The organism is Streptomyces xantholiticus, assembly GCF_014651015.1.
Lineage (GTDB): Bacteria > Actinomycetota > Actinomycetes > Streptomycetales > Streptomycetaceae > Streptomyces > Streptomyces xantholiticus.
The window spans coordinates 126,193-146,465 of the sequence record NZ_BMWB01000012.1; the positions used below are offsets into that span (position 1 = coordinate 126,193).

The following is a 20,273-nucleotide window of genomic DNA, read 5'->3' on the forward strand; positions in this document are numbered from 1 at the left end:
CCTCACCCGCCTTTCCGGGCCTGGACGGAGATGCCGAGGTACACCTCGGCGACCTGGCCGTCCTGACGGATCTGATCGGCCGGGCCCGACAGCACCAGGCGGCCCGACTCCAATACGTGCGCCTGATGCGCGATGTCCAGCGCGAGCTGGGCGTTCTGCTCGACGACGACCACGGTCGTGCGCTCCTCCTCGTTGACGGTACGGACGATCCGGAACAGCTCACGGGTGACGAGGGGCGCCAGGCCAAGCGAGGGCTCGTCGAGGAGCAGCAGCGCAGGACGAAGCATCAGTGCCCTGCCGATCGCGAGCATCTGCTGCTCGCCGCCACTGAGGCTGCCGGCCGCCTGGCGGGAACGTTCGCGCAGTTTGGGGAAATAGCCGTAGACCCGCTCCAGGTCCGCTGCCACCGCCACCCGCTCGCTCCTGGCCCGGCGCCCTCGCCGGTGGCGCAGATACGCGCCGACGCGCAGGTTCTCCTCCACGGTGAGGTCGTTGAACGTGCCCCGGCCCTCGGGTACGTGTGCCACACCGAGTCGGGCGGTCTGTTCGGGAAGGCGACCCAGCAGCTGGGTGCCGTCCAGCGTCACCGATCCGCGTCCCTTGACCATGCCGCTCAGCGCCCGCAGGGTCGTGGTCTTACCCGCGCCGTTGGGCCCGAGGATCGCGCAGATCTCGCCGCGGCCGACAGAGAAGCCGATGCCGTGCAGGACACGGGCCTGCCCGTAGCCGGCGTGCAGGTCCGACACCTCGAGGAAGGCCTCAGTCATGGGTTCGCCGGCGGGAGAGTCCTTCACCTGCCCGCTCACGCCGCTGCTCCCAGGTAGGCCTCGATGACGGCCGGGTCACGCTGTACCTGTTCCGGCGGCCCGTCGGCGATCGTGCGTCCGAAGTCCAGGCACACCACGCGATCGCACAGTCCCATCACGAAGCCCATGTGGTGCTCGACCACGACCAGGGTGAGGTCGAAGTCCTCGCGCACCGCCCGGATCAGGTCGGCGAAGACCTCGACCTCGCCGTGGCTGAGGCCGTTGACCGGCTCGTCGAGCAGCAGCAGCCGGGGCTCCACAGCCAGCGCCCTGGCCAACTCGACCCGTTTGAGCGTGCCGAAGGGCAGGCCGGAGGCGGGATGGTCCGCGACGTCGGCAAGGTCCAGCCGCCGCAGCAGCTCCTCCGCAAGCGAGCGCAGCCGCGCTTCCTCACGCCGCACCCGCGGCAGCCGCAGCGCGGCGGTGAGATACCCTGTGCGGCCCCGGTGGTGAGCGCCGACCATCACATTCTCCCGGACCGTGAGGTGCTGGAACAGGCCCAGGTTCTGGAAGGTGCGGGCGATGCCGTGCCCGGCCACGGCGTGCGGTGGCAGGGACAGCAGGTCCTCGCCTTCGTAGCACACCGTGCCCTCGTCGGGCGTGCAACGCCGGGTCAGGCAGTTGAAGAGCGTGGTCTTGCCCGCTCCGTTGGGCCCGATGAGGCCCACGGCGGTGCCCTGCTCGACGGCGAATCCGACGCCGTCCAGAGCGGTGATTCCGCCGAAACGCATGGTGATGCCGTCGACCGTGAGCATGTGCTCCGCCCTTTCGACAAGGTCCCTGGGGGGTGGGCGAGCGCCACAGTAGGAGGGCCCCGTCTGCGCGGGCATTGGGTGTGACCACTCAACTTCACGGCCGTCGCCCTGTTCACCGCGCACAATCCGACGTGAAGAACCGGTCCCCACCCTGTTGACTGGTCACGATTCGGCGACGACGATCGCGCCATGCATCCCGCGATCGTTCCGAGTGTGCCTCCCCTGACCGAGCCGCTGCGCCGCGAGCGGCTGCGGATCCTGTGGGCCGTGAAGGAGCGCGTGGAGCAGGTGACGGAGGCCGCGCTTGCGATGATGCGAGCCGAGATACCCGCCTACGCGGTGCAGGACGAGCACTTCTTCGAGGACGTGCGTCACCAGGTGCTGTCGCACTACCGGGTCCAACTGGCGCTGCTGGCGGGCGAGCGGGGCTTCGCCTCCGAGGAGCTGGCCTTCAGTCGCGCGGCGGCGATGCGCAGGGCCCGCGAGGGGTTCGCGCTGGAGGACTACATCAGCGCGTTCCGGGTCGGCCGGCACGTCTTCTGGGAGGCCCTGCGCGAGTGCGCGAGCCCGTCGGCAGCCGGGCAGGAGGCCGTGCTCACCCTGGTCGGCCCGTTGATGCGTTACATGGACTTCGCCAGCACCCAGGCAGCGCAGGCCTACCTGGAGTTCCAGCAGCACGTCGTGGCCGACGCGGACCGCGAGCGCAGGGACCTGCTCGAGCAACTGCTCGCCGGCCACATGCCGACCCGGGGGCCCCTCCTGGCCGCGGCACAGGCCTACGGCATCGGTGCGCACCTGCCGATGATGGTGGTCGTGGCGGTCGGCGTCGACGGCGCCCGGCACGGGGGAGCGGACACGGCGGCCGAGAGCGGGTACATCACCAGCGCGGCGATATCCGCCGCCGGCGTGCGGGCCGCCAGAGTCCTGGTGGTCGTGCGGCACGGCGAGGTCGTGGCCGTGCCGGTGCTGCGCACGGGCACGGAGCCGGACGAGATATGCGCGCGCTTCGAGGAGGCGCAGCGTCACCTGGCCCGGGACGGAACGGTCCTGGCGATGGGCATCAGCACGGTGGCCGGGGGAACGGCCGAACTGCCGCGGGCCTACCAGGAGGCCAGAGCCGCCCTGGAGTTCGTACCCAGCGGGGGAGGGGTGGCGGCGCTACCGCGGCTGTCTCCGTTCCAGTACCTCGCCCTGCGCGCGGACGCCATCGCCCGCCAGCTGGTCGACCCGCGGATCAGCGCCCTGCTCGACGAGGACGTCCGGCGTGGGGGTTCGCTCGCGGCCACAATACGGGCGTTCGCCGATGCGGATCTGAACCTGAGGCTGGCGGCGGAGCGGCTGCAGGTGCACCACAACACGGCGCACTACCGCTTGCGCCGCATCGAGGAGCGCACCGGCCGTAACCCGCGCCGGATCGCCGATCTGCTGGAACTGCTGGTCGCTCTCGCCATCCGCGACGCGCCCTGGGAAACGGAGGACGTGCAGTGAGCCAAACTCGTCCGGAGCCGACGGCCGGTTCACCGCAGGCGTCGGCGAAGACCGTGGCGGAGGGGGTGGAGGCCGCGGCTGGTGCGACGGTGCAGACTCCCGCAGAGGCCGCGGCCGCCGCGGAAGTCTCGGTGCGGCGCGCATTGCTGGACGCGGCGCTCGATGTGTTCACCGAGCGCGGCTACGGCAATGCGAGCGTGACGGAGATCGCGGCGCGTTCGGGCATCGCCGTCGGCAGCCTTTTCCACCACTACGGCGGCAAGAGGGGCCTGTACCTGGCGTTGTGGGAGGAGTTCCAGGAAGAGCAGGAGCAGCGGACCGCGGCGGTGGTGGCGGCAGCGCGGCAGCACGGCGTGACCGACCCGATGGCACTGTTCCTCGCGGGGGCGAGGGCGTATCTCGAGGGCGCCTGGGTGCGCCGGCGCATGGGCAGGTTGCTGCAGCAGGAGGACGGTCCGGTCGGTTTCGGCGCACTGCGGCGGCAGTGGGACCGCTCGTGGGTACGGCGCAACGCCAAGCTGCTCAAGGTGGATGAGACCCGGCGGGCCTGCCGGCTCCGGGGTGTCGTGCTGACCAGGGTGATCAGGGGTGTCGCCGAAGAGCTGAGCGACTGCGCGGACATGGCAGAAGCCCAGGAGATCATCGAGGAAGTCTGCGGCATCCTGGCGCACCTGTCGAAGCCCCCCGGGTGACCGGCGCGCCACCAGGGGCATCCGCTCGTGCGGTGCAACGGCTTCCGAACGATGTTCGGTCACCCAGGGTAGGTAGGATGAAGCCTGAAGCGGGGCGCTGCTGACCTTGGCGCCTCAAGGGGTGGGGGTGCATCGGTGGGCCGACCGACCAAGCCGATTCTCAGCCGCGGGCGCATCTGCGCCGCGGCGCTGGCGATCGTGGACCAGGACGGGCTTGCCGAACTCTCGATGCGCAGGCTCGCACGGGAACTCGGGGTTCAGGTCTCCTCGCTCTACGAGCACGTCAAGACCAAGGACGACGTCCTCAACGAAGTCGCCAACACCATCATGGAGGACGTGGAGGTTTCCGGCTTCGAGACCGGCGACTGGCGGCACGGCGTGGCCTCCTGGGCCCGTTCCTACCGCGCCGCGCTGGCTGCGCATCCTCAGATCGTCCCGTTCCTGGCCTATGGCCCTGCCCGCCGTGAGGCCTCCCTGCGGCGCGCCGACGCCGTTCACGGCGGCCTCGTGGGCGCCGGCTGGCCGCCGCGCTATGCCACATTGATCGGTGCCTCCACCAAGTACCTGGTCATCGGATCCGCGATGAGTTCGTTCGCCGGGGGGTTCGACGACGACGTCCAGGTCTACGTCGAGCGCTATCCACACCTGGCGGGGGCGCACCGCCTGCGCGGCCGCGCAGGCGTGATCGACCGGGACAGCTTCGAACTCGCCCTGGAAATGTTCCTCGACGGCCTCACCGCACTGCACGCCCGTGTCGCTGCGCCTCCGGAGCCCGCCGGGCCCTGATCGCCCCGCAGGGTCGCAACGGACCCCGGATCGGCGCGGAGTGCGACTCGCCGACGACGTCTTGCCCTGCACCGTGGGCACCTCTAGGCTCCCCAACCGAACGCTGTTCGGCATTGTTCCGGTGCCGCGCGGCGCAACTTTCGCTTGCCCTGGTTCGACGGCGGCCGCCCGTGAACCGGAGGATCTGGTCGACTTCCCTCGCTGATCGAGGAGATCAGGACCCCCAAGGGCTGAGCACGTCACTGCGACACGGCTCGGACACCGAGGCGTGCCCTGGCGGAGACCGACCCGGTCGACCGCCCCCGCGGTGACGCCTCGCCCTCGACGCGGCCTGCAAAGCCAAGAGGAGTTGATGTCGTCTTGACCAGTCCCTTTGAGCCGTTCGAACGACCGCGATCGTACGTCGGCAGCCCCTACGCGCCCCCGCCTTACGGCGAGCCGGACCCCCCGACGGAGGTCGAACGGTTGCGTGCGGAGCGCCGCTCCAGGGTCCTTCCCGTTGCCGCCGCCGTGGTCGGCTTCTATCTGCTCAACGCCCTTCTGGCCAATGTCGCCGGCGGGTTGATGGCCGTGAGGCTGGTCGGCCACCTGAACCTCGGGCTCGCTCTGGCGCTGCTGCAGGGCGCCACCACGCTCCTCGTGTGCCGTTGGTACGCGCGTTACGCCCGCACCACCCTGGATCCGCTGGCCGAGAGCGTGCGGGCCGGGCTCGAACCAAGAGGGAGACTTCGGTGAGCGCCTCGCAGCTTTCCGCCCAGATCGCTCACAACGGAACAACCCTGATCGTCTTCGCCGTATTCGTCGTCTGCGTCATTCTCATCGCCTTGTGGGGTGCGGCGGACAGCGACACACCCCGCCGCTTCTTCGTCAGCGGCCGCGAACTGCCCTCGGCGCGCAACGGGATCGCCCTGTTCGGCGACTTCATCTCCGCAGCGACGCTTCTTGGCACTCCCGGACTGATTGCACTGGCCGGCTTCGACGGCATCCCGTACCTGGTGGGGCCCGTCGTGGTCTGGGCCGTCATTCTGCTGGTGATCGCCGAGCCGTTCCACAACACCGGCAGCTATACGGTGGGCGACGCGCTGGCGCGCCGGCTGCGGCCGCGGCCCGTCCATCTGGCCATGGGCCTCGCCACGTTGGTGATCTCGCTGTTCTACCTCACCGCCCAACTCGTGGGGGCCGGTGCGCTCGCGGCACCTCTGCTGGGCATATCCGGCGAGGCGGCCCAGAACTACCTGATGGTCTTCCTCGGCGTCCTGATGATCATCTACGTGGCCATCAGCGGTATGCACGGCGCTACGCTCGTACAGTTGCTCAAGGCGGCCGTCCTGCTGGCCGCGAGCATCTTCCTGGCAGCGCTCGTGCTGGCGAAGTTCAATTGGAACCCCAGTGACCTGCTGGGAACCGCGGCCCGCCGCAGCGGCGTCGGCGAGGACTTCCTCGCCCCCGGCGCCCGCGCCCAGGGGACCGGCACCGAGGCGCTGGACAGAGTGAGCCTCCAACTCGGAGCCCTGATCGGCGCCGCCGGACTCCCACACATACTGATGCGCATGTCCGTGGTGCGCTCCGCGCGCGCTGCGCGGCGTTCAGTGCAGTGGACCGCGGTTCTGACGTGCGTGTTCTGCGCGACCGCGGGGATTTTGGGATTCGGTGCCGCGGCGGTTCTCGGCCCGGAGACCATCGTCGCCGGGAGCCCCTCGGGGAACACGGCCACCCTGCTGCTCGCCCACTCCCTCGGCGGCTCGTGGATGCTCACCGTCATGGCCTGCGTGGCGTTCGCCACGATCCTGGCCGTTGTTGCGGGCATCGCCCTCGCGGCAGCGACATCCGTGGCGCACGACCTCTACGGCGCGGTGCTCAAGCGGGGACGCGCGACCGAGGAGAAGGAACTGATGGTCGCCCGCTGGGCAGTCGTGCTGATCGGTTGCGCCGCGGTGGGCCTGTCCCTGCTCGCCGAGCGCCTCAACGTCTCCTTCGCCGCCGGGCTCGCGTTCTGCGTCGCGGCTTCGGCGATTCTTCCCGCGCTGCTGTACGGCCTCTACTGGCGGGGCTTCACCACCACCGGCGCGCTGTGGAGCATCTACGGCGGACTGGTTTCCTCGGTGGTCCTGGCCGTGCTGTCCCCGGCGGTTTCGGGAGGCCCGACCGCGCTGTTCCCGGACATGGACTTCAATCTGTTCCCCTTGCAGTACCCGACCATCGTCTCCGCCCCCCTGGGATTCTTCCTGGGATGGCTCGGTTCGGTGCTGGGGAGGGACAGGCCGGACCAGGCCACGTACTCCGCGCTCGAGTTGCGCACCCTCGCGAACGCCGAGGAGACCTCCGCCTAGCAGATGCGACGTGGGGGGCTGCTGCCCACCGACCGTGGCGGCAAGACCCTCACGGACCGCCTCCCTGCGAACCCGGAGACCCGTGATGTCCTCCCCACCTCCCTGCGGCAACGGAGCTTCCGGTGGTGGGGCCGGTACCCCGCCGTCCCCGGTGAGGGAGCGTGTGTGTTGCGGTGACGGCGGCGGTGGAACCTCGGCTCCTCCGCCGCCTGGTGAGCCTTTCTGCACGGTGAGCGCGTAGACCGCCCTGATGAAGGCGGCGTACGCGTCGCGCAGATGCTGCCGACCGTTCCGCGTCGACAGGTCGTCGCTCCCCCGGGCCCGTGCGCGCCTGCAGTGGCTGTCGTCGTCGCCGGGATCAGGACCGACGGGTGGTTGGCGAAGTACTGCTGTATTCATCGAACGAGGCCGTGCCGCCCGGGTCGGCGATCCGGCGCAGCACCGCCCGGGCCCGGGGCCCCGGGGGTTCATGCCCGCACCAGCGCCTCTCCCAGCGGGGTACGCCGGTGGAGGACGAGGCGGCCGTGGCGGGCGCGCGTGGTCAGACCGGCCGCGGTGAGCACACCCGGGCGCCGCCCGCGCTGGTGGGACCGCTGCTGATGCTCAACACGGCGCTGGTGGTGCTCCTTCAGGTCCCCGGCGCTCGTGCAGCAGGCGAACTCGCCGGTGCAGAACGGGCTTTCCGCACGGATGGGCTGCTCGTGGCGGCATGCTGCCCGGTGGCGGCGCCGGCCAATGAGCACGGCGCCGCTTCCACCGGCTGGATGCGGCCCGTCAGTCGGGCGCACGGTGTCGATGACTTCCAGGCGCATGGCAGGGTCCGCCGGTCCGGTGATGAGCAGACCGGCGCGGGTGAACGGGCTGCGTCGCGGACAGGCCCGGCGCGACAACGACCGCCTCACCACGTAGGGCATGGTCCTAATTCACGGCGTCGCGCAGCAGGTTCCGCAGTTGCAGCGCCGTCGGCATCGGGGTGGCAGGCAGTGCTATGTGCAGGGTGCGGCGCAAGGCGGGGTCGGTGAGACGGCACAGGACGAGTTCCTCGGGAACCGCCCACCTGGCCAGCGACGGCACCAGCGCCACTCCCAGTCCGGCGGCCACATAGCCGAACTTCCCGGTCCACTCCGCGATGCGGATGATCCTCCTGGGAGCGAAACCCGCCCGCGCGCAGGCGTCGGCGAGCATCGTGGGGCGGTCGCCGTACGCGCTTTGCAGCCAGGCCTCCTCACGCAGTTCGCGGAGGTCGATCGCCCCGGCGCCGGTCAGGCGGTGCCCACGCGGGAGGGCGACGAACAGTTCGTCCTCGCACAGCACGGTGGTCGTGACCCCGTCGGCCGACGGAAGCCCGTACGGATAGTCGCTGACCACGGCGATGTCCAGTGCCCCGTCCGCGAGCTGCTGTATCAGTGTGTCGGTCGGGCCCTCGACCGCGACGACCTCGACATCCGGCGTGGCCTCCTGAAGCGCCCGCAGGGCGGCCGGCATCAGCGAGATGTTCGCAGTGGCGAACGCCCCCACGTGCAGCAGCCCGCCGCGCCCTGCCCGCAGTACGGCCAGTTCCCGCTCCGCCCGTGCCAGCCGGCCGAGCACCTCCACGGCGTGCCGGTGCAGCGCCCGCCCGGCGGGATTGAGCCGCACACCCCGCGGCAGCCGCTCGAACAGCGGCCCGCCCGCCTGTTGTTCCAGCGTGGCGATCCGGCGGGACACCGCGGACTGCGTGTAGTTGAGCCGGACCGCCGCCTTGGTGAACGACCCCGTCTCGGCCACCGCCACGAGCAGCCGCAGCGCGTCGTTCTCGAACACGTTCCTCCCACAGCCAGGGCCTTTCTCGGCCACTCGACATGGTCCCCCAACCCATGCCTGCGACGCATGGATTCCATGCAATCCAGTCGCTGGTGGCATCCCTTCCTGCGCCCTAGCGTCGTTCGTGCGGCGGTGCTGCGGAGGAGGAAAACGCACTGCCGCTCCACCGACATGTGCGATCCGAGGGGAGAGGTGTGATGTTGCGAGGACAGGAGAGGTGGGACCGGTGGGATCGTTGAACCGGGGAGCCGCGCTCGAGTTGCCGGTGATGCTCGCTGATCTGGAGGAACTCGTCCGGTGCGAGTCCTTCTCGGACGACCACGCCGCGGTGGCGCGCAGTGCCGAGGTGGTCGGCACCCTCGGTACGCGGCTGCTGGAAGCCGAGCCGGAGACGATGGTGATCGACGGAGTGACCCATCTGCGGTGGGCCTTCGGTACCCCGCGCGTGCTGCTGGTGGGACATCACGACACGGTGTGGCCCATCGGCTCACTCCGGTCCCGTCCCTGGTCGGTGGCCGACGGGATCGCCCGCGGCCCCGGGGTCCTGGACATGAAGGCGGGCCTGGTGCAGATGTTCCACGCGCTGGCCTCGCTGCCCTCCCCGGACGGAGTGTGCATCCTGGTCAACGGGGACGAGGAGGTCGGCTCCCCGACCTCGCGGCACCTGATGGAGGAAACTGCCCGGGGGTGCGTCGCCGCCTTCGTGCTGGAGGCGGCCGCGGACGAGAGGGGCGCGCTCAAGACCGCCCGCAAGGGCACCTCACGCTACGAAGTCGTGGTCCACGGCAGGGCCGCCCACGCGGGTCAGGAACCGCACAAGGGCGTCAACGCCGCCGTGGAGGCCGCTCACCAGGTCCTGGCCCTCGCCGGCATCGGGGCAGCCGTGGGCGCAGCTCACCCCCTCCTGGGCGCCGCGACGGTCACGCCCACGCTGCTGTCGGCCGGCAGCGCGCGCAACACGGTGCCCGCGACGGCGAGGGTATCGGTGGACGTGCGCGTACCGACCGCGGCGGCACAGGACCGGATCGACGGGCTTGTACGAGCACTCACCCCCCGAACGCCCGGTGCCCGGCTGGAGGTCCTGGGCGGCCCGGGGCGGCCGCCCATGCAACCGGCGTCCAGCGCCGATCTGTTCGCCCTCGCTTCCCGTGTCGCCTCGGATCTGGGCCAGGCGCCCCTGAGCGCAGCCGCTGTCGGCGGCGCCTCGGACGGCAACCACATCGCAGCATCGGGCTGTCCGACCCTGGACGGCCTGGGCGCCGTGGGTGGTGGAGCCCACGCGGACACCGAGTACGTGGAGGTCGCGCAGATGGTCCCCCGAGCCCGTCTGCTGGCCGAGCTGATGAGGAGGACCGTGCGATGAGGCAACCGACACGACACCTCGCGCTGGTGTTCACCGCTCTCACAGCCGCCGTGGCCCTGGCCGCCTGTTCCACCGCTCCCGGCGCGGCACCGGCCACTGGACCGACAGCCACGGACGCCACCACGGCGATCGCCGACCCGCTGACGCCGACGGAGAGCACTCCGCCGACGCACTACCCGTCCGCCACCACTTCCGCGCGGACCGCCGCCAATGTTGCGCTCTGGTACGAGTCCGGAGGTGAGGAGCAGATCAGCGCCGTGCACCGCCAGGCCGAGGAGGTTTACTCCCACCATGACGAGGACATGTGGGTCATCGACTTCACCTGGTTCTTCGATTACGTCCGCGAGGCCCAGGAGTACCCTCCCATCCCCGACCCGAAGACCCAGGCCGCCTGGTCGGCCGCCCTCAAGAACATCAGCGAGGGCGGCGGCGCCGTGTACGACGCGACGCGACTCGGCACCGGCGAGACCAGCCAGAGCGCCGAGGAGGCCAGGCAGGTGGAGCGGGGCTGGAAGGAACTCGCCAAGGGCATCAAGGGCCTCGAGGCGGTCGAAGAACGGCTCGGCCGGACCTTCGGACTCCAGGCGCTGACGGCTCCCTGAGAGGTCGTGCCGTCAAGCGGCAGGAGGACGGCCGCCTGCAAGGACGCCGCACACACGCGACTCGCTGGTCGAACGGCGGTTCCGGCCCTGGCACGGCGAAGCCCCGGATCGCCGGCGGCGCCGCCAAGCACCGACATCCTCTCGCCCCGGCCCCGGACGGCCACCCGGTCGTAAGGACACCCGGCCGACCCCCACGCCACGATGTGCGCACACTCGGCAAACCCGACCCCGCAAGGCGCCGGACGACGAAAACAACGACCCCGTGTCCCCCGCCACCCACGTTGAAGATCAAGCTCGAACGGCAGCCCCAAGGGTGCCGACGGACAGGTCGTGGAGGTCCTTACTCACGGATGAGCTCGGACTGCGGATGCCTGACGGCCGCGTCGGCCCGCTTCGTCGTCAGCCGCCACAGTTCGGAGGCCGGGCTCACGGTGATCGAAGGGAGCGGAACCCGCCCTGATGCGGAGCCCCGCCTTTTTCCGGGGCTCCGCATCCTTCGCGCCAGGAATCTAGCCCGGTCGGCGCTTGCCCTGGCCGGGTTTGTCAGGGTCGACGCCGGTGAACGCGGAGTCGTCCTTCGTCCCGCTGGGGCGTTGCGAGCGGCCCTTGCGGCCGGTGTCGCGCATGCCTTTCTCCGGGCTGTCGCCGTACTCCTCGCCGCTCCCGGTCTCGCTTTCCACGTTGTCGCCGGGAACAGATCCCTTCTCTTCTTCGGAAATCCTCCTGCCCTTGCCGGGGCTGCCCGCGTGCTCCTCGGCATGGAAGGAACGCCGGGCGCTGGGGTTGTCCTGCTGGCGGGTCTCGTCCACGTCCGGGGACCAGCCGTGGTGCTCGGTTCCCCGGTGACGGCTCGGGCCTTTGCCGTGCGAGGGCTGTGATGACTTGGGTTCCTTGGCCATGCGCCGACCTGCCTGTCCAAAGTCGTGGGGGCACTCCTGTGGTGCCAGGTGTATTGCGATTCTCCCACCTGTGGACGAGTCCGGCATTCAGGTCAATGCGGACAGCTGTCGGCATGCGTGCCTGCCGCTCCCGGCCATGTGGACGGAATCGCGATGCTTACGAGTGAAGTGGGAGCTTCATGCCCCCACCTGAGTGCGGATGTGTTCGACCATCGCAGGCAGTCGCCCGTGTCGAGCGGCCGAGAGGGTCGCACCACTCGAGGGAGGGCCGCCATGCGTATCTTGCTCGTCGCCAGCGCGTACAACAGTCTCACCCAGCGGGTCCACGCAGAACTGCGTGACCGCAGGCATGCCGTGGCCGTGGAGGTGACGCCGCACGGTTCGGCGGTGCGGGCCGCGGTGCAGCGGCACCGGCCCGACCTCGTGGTGGCGCCGCTGCTGAAGGCCGTGGTTCCCCGGGACGTCTGGACGGGCTGCACCTGCCTCATCGTGCATCCGGGGCCTGTGGGGGACCGCGGACCGTCCTCGTTGGACTGGGCGATCGACGAGGGCGTCGACGCGTGGGGCGTCACCGTGCTTCAGGCCGACGAGGAGATGGACGCCGGCGACGTCTGGGCGACCGTCGGCTTTCCCGTTCCCCGGGTCGCCAAGAGCGACCTGTACCGGAACGAGGTTTCCGACGCCGCGATCGAAGCCGTCCTGCTGGCCGTCGACCGTTTCGCGTCGGGCAACCACGTTCCCCGGCCGCAGGGCGGTCTCCCGCGGGCGGTCGCGGCGCGGACCCGGCCGTACTTCGGTCAGGCGATGCGCCGGATCTCTTGGCATGACGACTCCACGGAGGCGGTCCTGCGCAAACTGCGCGGCGCCGACTCGCAGCCCGGTGTGCGGGACGAGCTGCTCGGCGGTGAATGGTTCCTCCACGGCGGCCACCCGGAGGACGCGCTGCATGGCCGGCCCGGTGAGCTGCTGGCCACCCGTGCGGGTGCCGTCTGCCGCGCGACGGCCGACGGCGCGGTGTGGATTCCCGAGGTACGGGCCCGCCGCGGTCCGGGGCTCCCTCGCGCCTGCAAACTGCCCGCCACCCTTGCGCTGGCCGACCGGCTGCCGCCTCTGCCCGAGATTCCCGCGCCCCTGTACCCGGCAGAGGGCCACGGCACCTGGAGCGACATCCGCTACCGGGAGGAGGGGCCGGTCGGGCTTCTCTCCTTCTCGTTCCCCGGCGGGGCCATGAACACCGGTCACTGCCGTCGGCTGCTGGACGCCTACCGGGCGGCGTGCTCCCGCCCCACCGCCGTGCTGGTGCTGGGCGGCAGCCGGGACTTCTTCTCCAACGGCATCCACCTGAACGTCATCGACGCGGCAGCCGACCCCGCTGCGGAGTCCTGGGCCAACATCAACGCCATGAACGACCTGGTGGAGGCCGTTCTGACCACCACCGACCGGCTCGTGGTCAGCGCGATCGGCGGCAACGCCGCCGCCGGCGGCGTCATGTTCGCACTGGCCGCGGACGAGGTCTGGTGCCGGTCGGGCTCCGTGCTCAACCCGCACTACCGGCGCATGGGCCTCTACGGGTCGGAGTACTGGACCTACACCCTGCCCCGCCGAGTGGGCGGCCCCATGGCGGAGCGTCTCACCGAGGAGGCCCGGCCGGTAACCGCAGCCACCGCGCACAGCATGGGGCTCGTCGACCGGGTCGTCGACTGCGCTCCGCAGGACTTCACCGCCGAGGTCACTCGATTGGCGGCACGGCTGGCGGCCCTCCCTACCGTGCAGCTGCGCGTCGTCACCAAGAAGGCGGAAAGCGAGCGCCGTGAATCCACGAAGCCGCTCGCCGCCTATCGGGCAGAGGAACTCGCGCACATGCTGCGCACCTTCTCGGACGCGGAGGCGCCGTACCACGCCCTTCGCCGTGCGTTCGTGCGAAAGCAGGAGGTCCCCGCCGACTTCGGCAGCCAGGGTGCGGTGGCGGCGCGCCCGGCTGACTGTTAGCAAGATCGGAGGCCTGTATGAGGCCTTTGCCGCGAACCTCCCAGGAGGCGTACTCATGAACGCAGGAACGCCGACCACGGTCGAAGAGCCGGGCGCATCCGGTACGCCCGGCAGTGACGAGGCGCCGATCCACATCCTCTGGATCAATGCCGGGCTGAGCTGCGACGGCGACTCGGTCGCGCTGACGGCAGCCATGCAGCCCAGCATCGAGGAGATCGCGCTCGCCGGTCTGCCGGGCCTGCCCAAGATCGCCGTCCACTGGCCGCTGATCGACTTCGAGTGCGGTCCCGTGGGCGGCGCGGACACCTTCATCGAGTGGTTCTTCAAGGGGGAGCGCGGTGAAATCGACCCGTTCGTGCTGGTGATCGAGGGGTCCGTGCCCAACGAGGCGATCAAGCAGGAGGGGTACTGGTGCGGCTTCGGCGACAACCCGGAGACGGGCCAGCCCATCACCACCAGCGAGTGGATCGACCGGCTCGCGCCCAAGGCCCTCGCGGTGGTCGCGATCGGTACCTGTGCCACCTACGGTGGCATCCACGCGATGGCCGGCAATCCGACCGGCGCGATGGGCGTGCCCGACTACCTGGGCTGGGACTGGAAGTCCAAGGCGGGCATTCCCATCGTCTGCGTGCCCGGCTGCCCCATCCAGCCCGACAACTTCGCCGAGACCCTGACCTACCTGCTCTACCAGGCGGCGGGGTCCGCGCCGATGATCCCCCTCGACGACAAGCTCCGGCCGACGTGGCTGTTCGGCGCCACCGTCCACGAGGGGTGCGACCGGGCCGGTTACTACGAGCAGGGCCAGTTCGCCACGACCTACGACTCTCCCAAGTGCCTCGTCAAGCTCGGCTGCTGGGGCCCCGTCGTCAAGTGCAACGTCCCCAAGCGCGGCTGGATGAACGGCATCGGCGGCTGTCCGAACGTCGGAGGCATCTGCATCGCCTGCACCATGCCCGGTTTCCCGGACAAGTTCATGCCGTTCATGGACGAACCGCCCGGCGGCAAGGTCTCCAGCGCCGCCAGCGGCGTGTACGGCTCCGTGATCCGCAGGCTGCGGACCATCACGGCCAAGACGGTGGACCGGGAGCCGAAGTGGCGGCACACGGGCCAGAAGATCACCACGGGCTACCGGCCGCCGTGGTGACCGCTCCCCATCAGGCCGCCGATCCCCTCTCCCGCTCGAAGAACTGACGAAGGGCACCGCACACACAATGGCATCCTCGACGACGACCGGTGACGGCACCGGCCTGGTGGAGATGGCCTGGGATCCGATCACCCGGATCGTGGGAAGTCTCGGCATCCACGCAAAGATCGACTTCAAGCAGAAGCGCGTCGCGGAGTGCTACAGCACCTCGTCGGTCTTCCGCGGCTACAGCGTCTTCATGCGCGGCAAGGACCCGCGCGACGCACACTTCATCACCAGCCGGATCTGCGGTATCTGCGGCGACAACCACGCCACCTGCTCCGTGTACACCCAGAACATGGCGTACGGCGTGAAGCCGCCGCACCTCGGCGAGTGGATCATCAACCTCGGCGAGTCCGCCGAGTACATGTTCGACCACAACATCTTCCAGGAGAACCTGGTCGGGGTCGACTACTGCGAGAAGATGGTCCGCGAGACCAACCCGGGCGTCCTCGAACTCGCCGAACGCACGGAGGCGCCGCACGCCGCCGACCACGGCTACCGCACCATCGCCGACATCATGCGCTCCCTCAACCCACTCGAGGGCGAGTTCTACCGCGAAGCGCTCCAAGTCAGCCGCTACACACGGGAGATGTTCTGCCTGATGGAGGGGCGCCACGTCCACCCCTCCACGCTGTACCCGGGCGGCGTCGGCACGATCGGGTCCGTACAGCTCTTCACCGACTACCTCTCCCGCCTCATGCGCTATGTGGAGTTCATGAAGCGTGTCGTCCCCCTGCACGACGACCTCTTCGACTTCTTCTACGAGGCTCTGCCGGGGTACGAGGAAGTGGGCCGCCGGCGTGTGCTGCTCGGCTGCTGGGGAGCGCTCAACGACCCCGAGTACTGCGACTTCACCTACGCCAACATGAGCGACTGGGGCCGGCGCATGTTCGTCACACCCGGCGTCATCGTGGACGGCAAGCTCGTCACCAACGACCTGACCGAGATCAACCTCGGTATCCGTATCCTCCTGGGCAGTTCCTACTACGAGGACTGGCAGGGCCAGGAGCAGTTCGTCACCCACGACCCGCTCGGCAACCCGGTCGACCCGCGCCACCCCTGGAACCAGCACACCATTCCCGCCCCGCAGAAGCGGGACTTCAGCGACAAGTACAGCTGGGTCATGTCGCCGCGCTGGTTCGACGGCAAGGAGCACCTGCCGTTGGACACCGGCGGCGGCCCGATCGCGCGCCTGTGGTCCACCGCCCTGTCCGGGCTCGTCGACATCGGGTACGTCAAGGCCACCGGCCACAGTGTCGTCATCAACCTGCCCCGCACGATGACCAAGCCGGAGACCACGTTCGAGTGGAAGATCCCCCAGTGGAGCAACGCGCTGGAGCGCAACCGCGCCCGCACGTACTTCCAGGCCTACGCCGCGGCCGTCGCGCTGCACTGCGCGGAGAAGGGGCTCGAGGAGGTCCGCGCCGGACGCACCCAGACCTGGGAGAAGTTCGAGGTGCCGGACGAGTCCATCGGCGTCGGCTTCACCGAGGCGGTGCGCGGTGTCCTCTCGCACCACATGGTCATCAGGGACGGCAAGATCGCCAACTACCACCCGTACCCGCCGACGCCGTGGAACGCCTCCACACGCGACACGTACGGCACACCCGGTCCCTACGAGGACGCCGTGCAGAACACACCGATCTTCGAGGAGAACCCGCCGGAGAACTTCAAGGGCATCGACATCATGCGTGCCGTGCGCAGCTTCGACCCCTGTCTGCCGTGCGGCGTCCACATGTACGTGGGCGCCGGCAGGACGGTGAAGTCGATGCACGTGCCCACCGGGCTGAGCGGCCTCGCCGGATGAGCGCGGTGACCGCGGAGGAGGCAGGCCGGCAGGTCGAGGAGGTCCTCGACCGGCTGGCCGCCACCCAGGACGCCGAAGCCTGCGCGGCGGCAGAGGAACTGGTGCGGGTGCTCATGGAGTTCTACGGTGCGGCGCTCGGCCGGGCAGTCGAACTGCTCCAACGCTCCACCGCCCAACCGCCCGGCACCCCGCTCGAGGGCTTGCTCGGGGACGAACTCGTGGCAAGCCTGCTGAATTTGCACGGGTTGCACCCGGAAGACCTGCCCGCCCGCATCGCGCGTGCCCTGGACGGCATTCCACACCCCGTCGAGCAGGCGGGATTCGACCCGGCGACCGGTGTGCTGCGCCTGCGGGTCACCGCCTCGACGGGCTGCGGCTGTCCGAGCACCCAGGAGTCGGTCCGGCAGGCGGCTGTCGACGCGCTCGCGTGCTTCGCGCCCGAGGTGACCGGCGTGGACATGGAGGGGGCGGCCGCTTCGCGCGAGCCGGCGCTGCTCCAGATCGGCAGCGGCCCGCCGCGCGCCGTATCGGGTGGCCGCTCATCGGCCGCGGCGTCGTGAGCGCGCCCCATGTCGGCCCGGGGCGGCCGTGGCGTCCTCCGGGCCCGCAGGGCCTGCGCCGCTTCACCACTGCCCGGCGGCCCCGCGAAGAGAAGTGCGAGCTGTGCGGGGCGCACCTCGGCGGTGAACGCCACCGGCACCTCGTCGACACCGAGAAGCGGGCACTGGTCTGCGCCTGTGGCCCCTGTTCTCAGCTGCTGGACCGCTCGGGCGGGCCGAACGGCCGCTTCCGGGCGGTCCCCGGCCGTTACCTGAGCGACCCGGGCCACCAGCTCGACGACACCGCCTGGGAGCTGCTGCGGATCCCCGTCGGTGTCGCTTTCTTCTTGCGCAACTCCGCCCTCGACCGACTCGTCGCGCTCTACCCGAGCCCGGCCGGAGCCACCGAGAGCGAACTCGAGCCGTCGTCCTGGCAGACCGTCCTCGAGGGGACGGACCTCGGCGCGCTGCTCGAACCGGACGTCGAGGCCCTGCTGCTGCGCCGCCACGGCGGTCGCACCGAGTGCTACCTGGTGCCGATCGACATCTGCTACGAACTGGTGGGCCGTATGCGACTGCGCTGGCAGGGCTTCGACGGCGGCGCGGAAGCCCGGGCCGACCTCGACGCGTTCTTCGCCCATGTCCGCGGCGCGGCCCGCGAGGTGCAGGGGAGCCGGTCATGACCGAGTTCTCCTTCAGCTGTACCGGCGTGCGCGCCGACGCGTACGCCGCGGGCCCGACCCTCGTTTTCCGGCTGCGGATCACTGCCTCCGAGGGCGTACGGGTCCACGCCCTCGCGCTGCGCTGCCAGATCCGCATCGAACCCGCCCGGCGTGGATACGACACCGCGGAGGCCGAGGCGCTGACCGACCTGTTCGGCGAGCGCTCCCGATGGGGCAGCAGCCTCAACCCGGTGCAGTTCGCTCAGGTCTCCGTAATGGTCCCCGGCTTCACCGGGGAGATCGAGACGGACCTGGTCGTGCCCTGCACCTACGACACGGACATCGCGGCATCACGCTACTTCCGGGCCCTGACCGACGGGGAGGTGCCGCTGCTCATGCTGTTCTCCGGTACCGCCTTCACCGGCGCCGGCGGCTTCCATGTCGAGCCCGTGCCCTGGGACAAGGAGGTCGCCCACCGGATGCCCGTGAAGGTCTGGCAAGAGATGGTCGAGCAGCACTTCCCCGGCTGCGGCTGGATCCGGCTCCCGCGGGACGCCATGGACGCACTGCTCGCCTACCGGTCCCGGCGCGCGCTGCCCTCGTGGCAGGCGACCGTCGAGACGCTCCTCGAAGAGGCGGGGGAGAGGACGGCATGACCACAGCCACCCCGTTCACCCCCGACACACAGACCCGGCTCGCCGTCGCCCGGCAGGTCGCCGACGCGGTGCTCTTCGAGGGCTATGTGCTCTACCCGTACCGGGCGTCGGCCGCCAAGAACAAGCTGCGCTGGCAGTTCGGCGTCCTCGTCCCCCCGGCTTGGAGCGCCGCAGGCGAGGAACACGACTTCCAGCACACCGAATGCCTCATGGAACCGAAGCGGGGCGCGACGCTCGCGCTCGAGGTCCGCTTCCTGCACACTCAACGGCGCGTCGTCCAGGAGGCCCGGCACGACGGGACGTTCGAGACGGTACGCGAACTGCACCTGGACGACCGGGTCCTGGTGCCCTGGGACGAGGGCCGGGAGGAACGGGTCGAACTGACCGTTTCCGTAGCGGAGTTGGCGGGAGACGGCGTTGTCTTTCCCTTCACGCGTCCGGCGGCAGAGGACACCGAACCGGTCACCGACGCCGCAGGCCGGATCGTCGGACGGCTCGTACGCCGCCGAGAGGAAGTCAGCGGCGCCGTACGACTCTCCACGACCGAGCTGGACGGCCCGTACCGCGTCGAACGGCTGAGCGTGGTCGTGGAGAACACGAGCTCCTGGATGCCCGACAGCGGCGGCGACCGCGACGCGGCCCTGCCGTACTCACTTGTCGCCAGCCATGTGCTGCTGCGCCTGGACGCCGGCGCGTTCCTCTCCATGACCGACCCGCCCGAATGGGCGCGAGGCGCGGTCGCCGCCTGCCGGAATCTGCACACCTGGCCCGTGCTCGCCGGTGAACCGGGCAGCGGCGACCTGGTGCTCTCCTCGCCGATCATCCTCGAGGACCACCCGGCCATCGCGCCCGAGAGCCCCGGGGCCCTGTACGACGCCACCGAGATCGACGAGATCCTGGCCCTGCGCACCGCGGCACTGACCGACGAGGAGAAGCGCGAGGCCAGAGGGACGGACGCTCGTGCGGCAGCCGTGATCGATCTCGCCGACACCATGCCGCCGGAGGTGCTGGAGCGCCTGCACGGAGCGGTGCGCAGCCTGAGGGAGGTGACCGGGCAGCAGGAGCCCGACGAGCAGGCGGTGTTCCGGCCCGAAACCCCCTGGTGGGACCCGGGCGGCGACGCGAGCGTCGATCCGGACCGAGACCATGTCATGGTCGACGGCCGGACGGTACGCACGGGCACCAGGGTCGTGCTGCGGCCGGGCCTGCGCCACACGGACGCCCAGGACCTGTTTCTGCACGGCCGCAGCGCACTCGTCGAAGCCGTGCTGCACGACGTCGACGGAGGAGTGCACATCGCTGTAACCGTCGACGACGATCCGGGCGCGGACATCCGTCGCGAGCAGGGGCGGTTCCTCTACTTCCAGCCCGACGAGGTCGAAGTCCTGGAGGACGTGTGACCACTCCCGTACCGTCCGGTCCCCGCACCCTGGTCGCCGGGGTCGGCAACATCTTCCTCGGCGACGACGGCTTCGGCGTCGAGGTCGCCAGAAGGCTGGCCCAGGAGGAACTGCCGCCCGATGTCGAAGTGGCCGACATCGGGATCCGCGGCGTCCACCTCGCGTATCAGCTCCTCGACGGCTACGACACACTCGTGATCGTCGACGCGACCGCGCGCGGGAGCGAAGCGGGAACGCTGTATCTGATCGAGCCGGGAGCGCCTGGCGACCGGCCCCTCGCGGAGGACGTCCCGCTCGACGGGCACCGGATGTCACCCGACGCCGTGCTGGCTCTGCTGGACACGCTGTGCGCGGGGACCGGCGCGACACCCCCGCGCCGCACGCTCGTGGTCGGCTGCGAACCCGCCGTCATCGACGAAGTCATCGGGCTCAGCCCGCAGGTGGAGGCCGCGGTGCCGGGAGCGGTGCGGATGGTGACCGACCTGGTTCGGAAGGAAGCCGCCGTATGAA

At 70.2% G+C, this 20,273-nt stretch carries 20 protein-coding genes; 15 read left to right on the forward strand and 5 right to left on the reverse strand.

The features are described from left to right. Positions 1 to 2: 2 nt before the first annotated feature. Together IE198_RS19295 and IE198_RS19300 are read right to left on the reverse strand one after the other, a co-directional pair. A complete protein-coding gene (locus IE198_RS19295) occupies positions 3 to 767 on the reverse strand; it encodes an ABC transporter ATP-binding protein (protein WP_189888345.1) in 765 nt (254 codons plus the stop codon). A 35-nt stretch (positions 768 to 802) separates the two neighbouring features. Further along, complete coding sequence (locus IE198_RS19300; protein WP_229834105.1) at positions 803 to 1,561, reverse strand: ABC transporter ATP-binding protein; 759 nt, start codon at positions 1,559 to 1,561, stop codon at positions 803 to 805. Between the two features lie 189 nt (positions 1,562 to 1,750). On the opposite strand from IE198_RS19300, the gene IE198_RS19305 reads away from it, so the two are divergent. The 5 genes from IE198_RS19305 to IE198_RS19325 all read left to right on the forward strand — a co-directional run bounded on the left by IE198_RS19305 (position 1,751) and on the right by IE198_RS19325 (position 6,857). Further along, positions 1,751 to 3,049 carry a PucR family transcriptional regulator gene (locus tag IE198_RS19305; protein ID WP_189888222.1) on the forward strand — a complete coding sequence of 433 codons (1,299 nt, stop codon included), beginning with the start codon at positions 1,751 to 1,753 and terminating at the stop codon, positions 3,047 to 3,049. After that, positions 3,046 to 3,741: a TetR/AcrR family transcriptional regulator gene (locus tag IE198_RS19310; protein ID WP_229834106.1), complete on the forward strand. Its 696-nt coding sequence runs from the start codon at positions 3,046 to 3,048 to the stop codon at positions 3,739 to 3,741. The genes IE198_RS19305 and IE198_RS19310 overlap by 4 nt, the downstream gene beginning before the upstream one ends. 135 nt (positions 3,742 to 3,876) lie before the next feature. Further along, the gene (locus IE198_RS19315; protein WP_189888224.1) at positions 3,877 to 4,527 is read left to right on the forward strand and encodes a TetR/AcrR family transcriptional regulator; all 651 of its coding nucleotides are present in this window, start codon (positions 3,877 to 3,879) and stop codon (positions 4,525 to 4,527) included. Positions 4,528 to 4,887: 360 nt separating this feature from the next. Then, positions 4,888 to 5,262, forward strand: a complete 375-nt coding sequence (locus IE198_RS19320; protein ID WP_189888226.1) for a DUF485 domain-containing protein — start codon at positions 4,888 to 4,890, stop codon at positions 5,260 to 5,262. Next, the gene (locus tag IE198_RS19325) at positions 5,259 to 6,857 is read left to right on the forward strand and encodes a solute symporter family protein (protein ID WP_189888228.1); all 1,599 of its coding nucleotides are present in this window, start codon (positions 5,259 to 5,261) and stop codon (positions 6,855 to 6,857) included. Before IE198_RS19320 ends, IE198_RS19325 begins: the two co-directional genes overlap by 4 nt. A gap of 467 nt (positions 6,858 to 7,324) precedes the next feature. Here IE198_RS19325 and IE198_RS19330 read toward each other — a convergent pair whose 3' ends face one another. Next, a complete protein-coding gene (locus tag IE198_RS19330; protein ID WP_189888357.1) occupies positions 7,325 to 7,600 on the reverse strand; it encodes a hypothetical protein in 276 nt (91 codons plus the stop codon). A gap of 175 nt (positions 7,601 to 7,775) precedes the next feature. Then, on the reverse strand, positions 7,776 to 8,660 hold the full coding sequence (locus tag IE198_RS19335; RefSeq protein WP_189888230.1) for a LysR family transcriptional regulator: 885 nt from the start codon (positions 8,658 to 8,660) through the stop codon (positions 7,776 to 7,778). A 268-nt stretch (positions 8,661 to 8,928) separates the two neighbouring features. Here IE198_RS19335 and IE198_RS19340 point away from each other — a divergent pair, with 268 nt between their 5' ends. Both IE198_RS19340 and IE198_RS19345 read left to right on the forward strand, forming a co-directional pair. Then, entirely contained in the window at positions 8,929 to 10,023 is a 1,095-nt protein-coding gene (locus tag IE198_RS19340) for a M20 family metallopeptidase (RefSeq protein ID WP_189888349.1), read from the forward strand. Continuing rightward, positions 10,020 to 10,625: a hypothetical protein gene (locus tag IE198_RS19345; RefSeq protein ID WP_189888232.1), complete on the forward strand. Its 606-nt coding sequence runs from the start codon at positions 10,020 to 10,022 to the stop codon at positions 10,623 to 10,625. The genes IE198_RS19340 and IE198_RS19345 overlap by 4 nt, the downstream gene beginning before the upstream one ends. A gap of 509 nt (positions 10,626 to 11,134) precedes the next feature. On the opposite strand, the gene IE198_RS19350 is transcribed toward IE198_RS19345, so the two are convergent. Continuing rightward, the gene (locus IE198_RS19350) at positions 11,135 to 11,524 is read right to left on the reverse strand and encodes a hypothetical protein (protein ID WP_189888234.1); all 390 of its coding nucleotides are present in this window, start codon (positions 11,522 to 11,524) and stop codon (positions 11,135 to 11,137) included. Positions 11,525 to 11,797: 273 nt separating this feature from the next. Between IE198_RS19350 and IE198_RS19355 the strand changes: the two genes are divergently transcribed. From IE198_RS19355 to IE198_RS35320, 8 genes are all read left to right on the forward strand, one after another. Beyond that, positions 11,798 to 13,513 (forward strand): enoyl-CoA hydratase-related protein, encoded by a 1,716-nt coding sequence (locus IE198_RS19355; RefSeq protein WP_189888236.1) that lies wholly within the window; start codon positions 11,798 to 11,800, stop codon positions 13,511 to 13,513. A gap of 55 nt (positions 13,514 to 13,568) precedes the next feature. Next, complete coding sequence (locus tag IE198_RS19360; protein ID WP_189888238.1) at positions 13,569 to 14,657, forward strand: NADH-quinone oxidoreductase subunit B family protein; 1,089 nt, start codon at positions 13,569 to 13,571, stop codon at positions 14,655 to 14,657. 67 nt (positions 14,658 to 14,724) lie between these two features. Then, positions 14,725 to 16,506, forward strand: coding sequence for a nickel-dependent hydrogenase large subunit (locus IE198_RS19365; RefSeq protein ID WP_189888240.1), 1,782 nt, complete (start codon positions 14,725 to 14,727; stop codon positions 16,504 to 16,506). After that, positions 16,503 to 17,066 carry a NifU-related iron-sulfur-binding protein gene (locus IE198_RS19370; protein ID WP_189888242.1) on the forward strand — a complete coding sequence of 188 codons (564 nt, stop codon included), beginning with the start codon at positions 16,503 to 16,505 and terminating at the stop codon, positions 17,064 to 17,066. Before IE198_RS19365 ends, IE198_RS19370 begins: the two co-directional genes overlap by 4 nt. Continuing rightward, the gene (locus tag IE198_RS19375) at positions 17,063 to 17,728 is read left to right on the forward strand and encodes a DUF5947 family protein (RefSeq protein ID WP_189888244.1); all 666 of its coding nucleotides are present in this window, start codon (positions 17,063 to 17,065) and stop codon (positions 17,726 to 17,728) included. The genes IE198_RS19370 and IE198_RS19375 overlap by 4 nt, the downstream gene beginning before the upstream one ends. Continuing rightward, entirely contained in the window at positions 17,725 to 18,363 is a 639-nt protein-coding gene (locus IE198_RS19380; RefSeq protein ID WP_189888246.1) for a DUF6084 family protein, read from the forward strand. The genes IE198_RS19375 and IE198_RS19380 overlap by 4 nt, the downstream gene beginning before the upstream one ends. Beyond that, entirely contained in the window at positions 18,360 to 19,763 is a 1,404-nt protein-coding gene (locus tag IE198_RS35315; protein ID WP_229834107.1) for a hypothetical protein, read from the forward strand. The genes IE198_RS19380 and IE198_RS35315 overlap by 4 nt, the downstream gene beginning before the upstream one ends. Beyond that, a complete protein-coding gene (locus IE198_RS35320) occupies positions 19,760 to 20,272 on the forward strand; it encodes a hydrogenase maturation protease (RefSeq protein ID WP_229834108.1) in 513 nt (170 codons plus the stop codon). Before IE198_RS35315 ends, IE198_RS35320 begins: the two co-directional genes overlap by 4 nt. Position 20,273 lies beyond the last annotated feature (1 nt).

Excerpts from the sequence above, each read along its gene's own strand:
- IE198_RS19295 (WP_189888345.1), bottom strand. The coding sequence starts at position 767 with ATGACTGAGGCCTTCCTCGAGGTGTCGGACCTGCACGCCGGCTACGGG.
- IE198_RS19300 (WP_229834105.1), bottom strand. The coding sequence starts at position 1,561 with ATGCTCACGGTCGACGGCATCACCATGCGTTTCGGCGGAATCACCGCT.
- IE198_RS19305 (WP_189888222.1), top strand. The coding sequence starts at position 1,751 with ATGCATCCCGCGATCGTTCCGAGTGTGCCTCCCCTGACCGAGCCGCTG.
- IE198_RS19340 (WP_189888349.1), top strand. The coding sequence starts at position 8,929 with ATGCTCGCTGATCTGGAGGAACTCGTCCGGTGCGAGTCCTTCTCGGAC.
- IE198_RS19345 (WP_189888232.1), top strand. The coding sequence starts at position 10,020 with ATGAGGCAACCGACACGACACCTCGCGCTGGTGTTCACCGCTCTCACA.
- IE198_RS19350 (WP_189888234.1), bottom strand. The coding sequence starts at position 11,524 with ATGGCCAAGGAACCCAAGTCATCACAGCCCTCGCACGGCAAAGGCCCG.
- IE198_RS19355 (WP_189888236.1), top strand. The coding sequence starts at position 11,798 with ATGCGTATCTTGCTCGTCGCCAGCGCGTACAACAGTCTCACCCAGCGG.
- IE198_RS19360 (WP_189888238.1), top strand. The coding sequence starts at position 13,569 with ATGAACGCAGGAACGCCGACCACGGTCGAAGAGCCGGGCGCATCCGGT.
- IE198_RS19365 (WP_189888240.1), top strand. The coding sequence starts at position 14,725 with ATGGCATCCTCGACGACGACCGGTGACGGCACCGGCCTGGTGGAGATG.
- IE198_RS19370 (WP_189888242.1), top strand. The coding sequence starts at position 16,503 with ATGAGCGCGGTGACCGCGGAGGAGGCAGGCCGGCAGGTCGAGGAGGTC.
- IE198_RS19380 (WP_189888246.1), top strand. The coding sequence starts at position 17,725 with ATGACCGAGTTCTCCTTCAGCTGTACCGGCGTGCGCGCCGACGCGTAC.
- IE198_RS35315 (WP_229834107.1), top strand. The coding sequence starts at position 18,360 with ATGACCACAGCCACCCCGTTCACCCCCGACACACAGACCCGGCTCGCC.